Below are 4,330 nucleotides of genomic sequence, written 5' to 3'. Positions count from 1 at the left end.
ACCTATAAATCATCACATGCGGTTTTAACCCTTTAATAAAACAAACCTATAATTGCCTTCAGCGGTATCTAACCGGGTCACGCCGTTTTTTATCGGAGCCGAATCCGGCCGCACCACATCCCCAATTACATTTATGTGGCAAATCCACACCCAAATAATGACAGCATCTTTACAAACCGGAGTCTAATAACACTGCAAAGACATTGTTGCTACAATACGGTGGCATTCAATCACCTATTGAAATTAATTTTATAATTTTATCGCGATTTCCGATGCACTATCTTAGAATCCGTACAAAATCGCATAAGTAAGTCGTGGAAATTATCTTACATCGCCTGACAGCGAGCTCTCCGAAGCATGCATACGATGATGTAGAAATTCATTGCAACAATTTTCACGAATTACAAAACACTACCGTTTGTGACAATAATGGCAGACAGAGCCACCCACATCATATCCAATCCTGACGCACAAGGACGCAAGATAATGATTGCCGACGAGGATCTTCTCGCCTGCGACCTGATGCAGTATTCGCTCGAAAATGAAGGCTATAAAGTAGAAGTATGCCACTCTGCAAGAGAAGCCATGGAGAAGAACCTCTCCAACTACATCCTGTTTATAATCGACATGAACCTTGACGATTCGACAGGTATAAAACTGGCCTACCATCTGAAACAGAACAAAGCTACAGCCCGCATACCGCTGATATTCTGTTCTTCGCCCGACGGTGATGTAATCGGAGGTCTCGACTTCGGCGCCGATGACTATATATTGAAACCATTCTCCATGCGCGAGATGACCGCACGTGTCAACGCATTGTTGCGTCGTTGCCGCATAGTTTCCGGCCAGAAGCAATACGATAAGCCGGTCATGATAAGCCATAACACGCTTACAATAAATCTGCGCGAACGCACTGCCTTCATCGACAATCAGCCGGTAAAGCTCGGACGCGACGAATACAGTCTGCTCGCATTCCTGATAAGCCACAAAAACAGGATATTCGATGCCGATGAAATATATGATAACGCATGGCCTGAAAAAGACATGGTAAGCGAGGTGTATATCAGCAATGTGCTCGACCGCCTGCGATCGAAACTCGGCCGTTATTCCCACTATCTCGTAACACGCTATGGATACGGATATGGATTCATCCAATAAAAAAAGACACAGCAACCTGCCTCAGCCACTCCCGGCATGCAATATGCCCGGATGTCTCGAAGCCGGATGCGACGAAGCCGGACGTGGATGCCTTGCCGGCCCGGTATATGCCGCCGCCGTGATACTCCCCGACGATTTCAGCCATCCCTGGCTCAACGATTCCAAACAACTGACCGAAGCGCGTCGCGACAAGATGCGCGCAATAATCGAAGCAGAGGCCACTGCATGGGCGGTAGCATCGGTAAGCGCCGACGAAATCGACCATATCAACATACTGCAGGCATCAATACTCGCCATGCACCGCGCTCTCGACATACTTGCCACACGCCCCGGAGCGGTTATTGTCGACGGCAACCGCTTTACTCCTTACGGCACACTCCCCTGCACAACTTTCGTGAAAGGCGACGGCAGGTTTGCCAACATAGCCGCAGCCTCAATTCTTGCAAAAACCCACCGCGACCAGGAGATGAAACGACTGCATGAGCTACACCCTCAGTACGGATGGGCAGTAAACAAAGGCTATCCGACAAAAGCCCACAGAGCGGCAATAGCTGAATACGGGCCATCGCCGTTCCACCGCATGTCATTCCGACTGCTCGACACCCAACTGACACTATTCTGACCCTACATTCACAACATAAAACACATAAGAACATCAGCGCCGCTCCACATGATAGCAGAGCGGCGCTGATGTTTTTTGATATTTTCTATCGCTCAAGGAGCGGGAATCCACGAGTAGGATGCAGCTCCCAAAGGCCATCGCTGTCAGTCGTCACAAACAGGCCGGCTGCCTCGGGAATATTGTTGAGCATCGCGCGCGCACTATCCATAGGCATCACCATGCAAGCCGTCGCAAGGGCATCGGCCGTAATACAGTCAGGCGCAAGGATAGTCACACTCAGCACTCGGGTAGTTACCGGATATCCTGTAACCGGACTGATGGTATGCCCTACAGTGCCCGCATCGGTCTTGTGGAAGTTGCGATAATTGCCTGATGTGGCCACTCCGTCGTCGGTCAGCCTTATGATAGCCGTACCCGTATGGATTATGGAGTCGGTGCTGGGAATAGGCGCGTCAATCATCACCCTCCACTGCTGGCCCATCTGGCTCTCGCCCTTTACATTTATCTCTCCGCCAATCTCCACCATATAGTTTTCCACCCCGTTGCGTTCGAGCATTTCGGCCACAAGATCGCAGGCATAACCTTTGGCAATGGCCGAGAAATTAAACTGGGTGCCGGGATGCTTCTTGCGCACATGTCCGTCAGGAAGCAACTCGCAGTCGGCCATACCTACAAGCATAAGCACACTGTCTATGGCCGCTTTCGACGGAGTCGGTATACTGTCGGAATGTGTGGCGTTTGACGGTCCGAAACCCCATAAATCCACCAGCGGACCTACCGTCGGGTCAAACGCTCCGTGGCTAAATCTGTTGATACGTACCGACTCCTCAAACACCCTGCGCAGGATTGTATCGGCCACTGCCGAGGTGTCATTGCGGTTTATGGCAGAAATTATCGACCGTGGATTAAATGCCGAAACAGAATGATCCACCTGCTGCATCACTGTCCTGATACTGTCGTCGAGCAAAGCATTGGATGCATAGGTCACATGATAGGTCGTAGACCAGATGATACCCTCGCATGTACGATAGGGCTTCGGTGAGTTACAACCCACAAACGCCCAGGAAAACAATGTGATGACGGCAAGAGTCAGACTTGAAAGTGTTGTTTTCATAAGCAATTCATCAGACGTCAGTTGCCAAATTTGCATGGCACCGCAAAGTTACAATCTTCACTCTGATTTATTGCAACTTAATTACAGATTATTTAAATAATCTTTACAATTTAACAAACTTTTACTATTTCAGCAGCAAAGAGGCATCCCCGTAGCTGAGAAAACGGAATCCACGCCCCAATGCGAAGTCATACATTTCGCGCCAATGCCCATCGACAAATGCCGACACAAGCAACAGCAGAGTTGACTGAGGCTGATGAAAATTGGTCACCATACCCTCTACCACCCGGTAAGTATATCCCGGAGCTATTATAATGCGGGTCGATGCTATAAAGCGCGATGCTCCCGACGCATCAACATAATCAAGCAAAGCCTCCAGAGCCTGACGTCGCTCCAGACGCGGATGGCCATCGTCATAGGGATACCACTGAGGCACCTCACCCTGCCATTTGCCCTCCTTCACAAGACATCCGGCATGATACAGACTCTCAAGCGTACGCACGGAGGTTGTGCCTACGGCCACTACACGACGGTCGGTAGCGGCAAGTTCGGCAATGAGATCGCGCGGCACAGATATAAACTCACTGTGCATGCCATGCTCACCCACGGTATCGCTCTTGACAGGCTGGAAAGTACCGGCCCCGACATGCAGTGTAAGCTCCCGGCGGGGTATACCGCGCCGGTCTACGGCTGAGAGCACCGCAGGAGTAAAATGGAGCCCGGCGGTAGGTGCGGCTACCGAGCCCTCTATACGGCTGTATACAGTCTGATAGTCGGTCGAATCGCTCTCTTCAGTACCGCGGTTGAGATAAGGAGGAATCGGGATTTCGCCCGCCGACTCTATAATCTGGGAGAACGTGACATCGGGATTATCCCAGTCAAAGCGCACCTCCGAGGCATTACCGTCGCGCACCACACGTGTAGCACTCAGCAACACCTCCTGCCCACCGACATTCAGACGGCGCCTTATCGCGCCCTCTTTCCAACGCTTCGAATTACCAACAAAACAGGTCCACGAGCAACCCGATGTAGATGCAAAACTGATAGCATAGTCCGACGGCGAAGCCGGCTCAAGACAGAATACCTCGATAAGCGCCCCGTTGCCGTCGTCGCCTTTACGAAATCTCAGACGGGCATTGATTACCCGCGTGTTATTGTATACGAGCATTGCATCGGATGGAAGCAGGCCGGGGAGCTCCGAGAATTCATGCTCTTCGATTGCTCCATCGCCTCTGCGCACAAGCAGTCGGCAACGGTCACGCTCGGCAAGCGGATGTTTTGCAATCAGCTCGTCGGGCAATGGATAGTTGAAGTCAGCGATATGAAGCGAATGCGGGTCAGTAGTCATACTATGCTATTTTAAGAGCTTGTTTAATAATAAATGTTACCGTCAGGGCGGTCAATCGTCGAGCAGATTTTCGCTTGTGATGAGGGAG

The 4,330-nt window shown here is 50.8% G+C and carries 4 protein-coding genes; 2 read left to right on the top strand and 2 right to left on the bottom strand.

What is annotated here, in order from left to right:
• Positions 1–429: 429 nt before the first annotated feature.
• Together K2I50_RS02600 and rnhB are read left to right on the top strand one after the other, a co-directional pair.
• The gene (locus K2I50_RS02600) at positions 430–1,158 is read left to right on the top strand and encodes a response regulator transcription factor (protein WP_301024691.1); all 729 of its coding nucleotides are present in this window, start codon (positions 430–432) and stop codon (positions 1,156–1,158) included.
• Positions 1,159–1,201: 43 nt separating this feature from the next.
• Entirely contained in the window at positions 1,202–1,780 is a 579-nt protein-coding gene (gene rnhB, locus K2I50_RS02595) for a ribonuclease HII (protein WP_301024692.1), read from the top strand.
• A gap of 85 nt (positions 1,781–1,865) precedes the next feature.
• Here the strand turns inward: rnhB and K2I50_RS02590 are convergent, their stop codons facing one another.
• Together K2I50_RS02590 and K2I50_RS02585 are read right to left on the bottom strand one after the other, a co-directional pair.
• Positions 1,866–2,894 carry an FAD:protein FMN transferase gene (locus K2I50_RS02590; RefSeq protein ID WP_301024690.1) on the bottom strand — a complete coding sequence of 343 codons (1,029 nt, stop codon included), beginning with the start codon at positions 2,892–2,894 and terminating at the stop codon, positions 1,866–1,868.
• Positions 2,895–3,018: 124 nt separating this feature from the next.
• Positions 3,019–4,242: an S-adenosylmethionine:tRNA ribosyltransferase-isomerase gene (locus K2I50_RS02585; protein ID WP_301024689.1), complete on the bottom strand. Its 1,224-nt coding sequence runs from the start codon at positions 4,240–4,242 to the stop codon at positions 3,019–3,021.
• Positions 4,243–4,330: the final 88 nt, after the last annotated feature.

It is taken from the genome of Muribaculum sp. (assembly GCF_029051885.1).
GTDB lineage: Bacteria > Bacteroidota > Bacteroidia > Bacteroidales > Muribaculaceae > Muribaculum.
This window is presented reverse-complemented; position numbering and strand designations above follow the sequence as displayed.

Coding starts and splice junctions, on each gene's coding strand:
- K2I50_RS02600 (WP_301024691.1), top strand. CDS start 430: ATGGCAGACAGAGCCACCCACATCATATCCAATCCTGACGCACAAGGA.
- rnhB (WP_301024692.1), top strand. CDS start 1,202: ATGCCCGGATGTCTCGAAGCCGGATGCGACGAAGCCGGACGTGGATGC.
- K2I50_RS02590 (WP_301024690.1), bottom strand. CDS start 2,894: ATGAAAACAACACTTTCAAGTCTGACTCTTGCCGTCATCACATTGTTT.
- K2I50_RS02585 (WP_301024689.1), bottom strand. CDS start 4,242: ATGACTACTGACCCGCATTCGCTTCATATCGCTGACTTCAACTATCCA.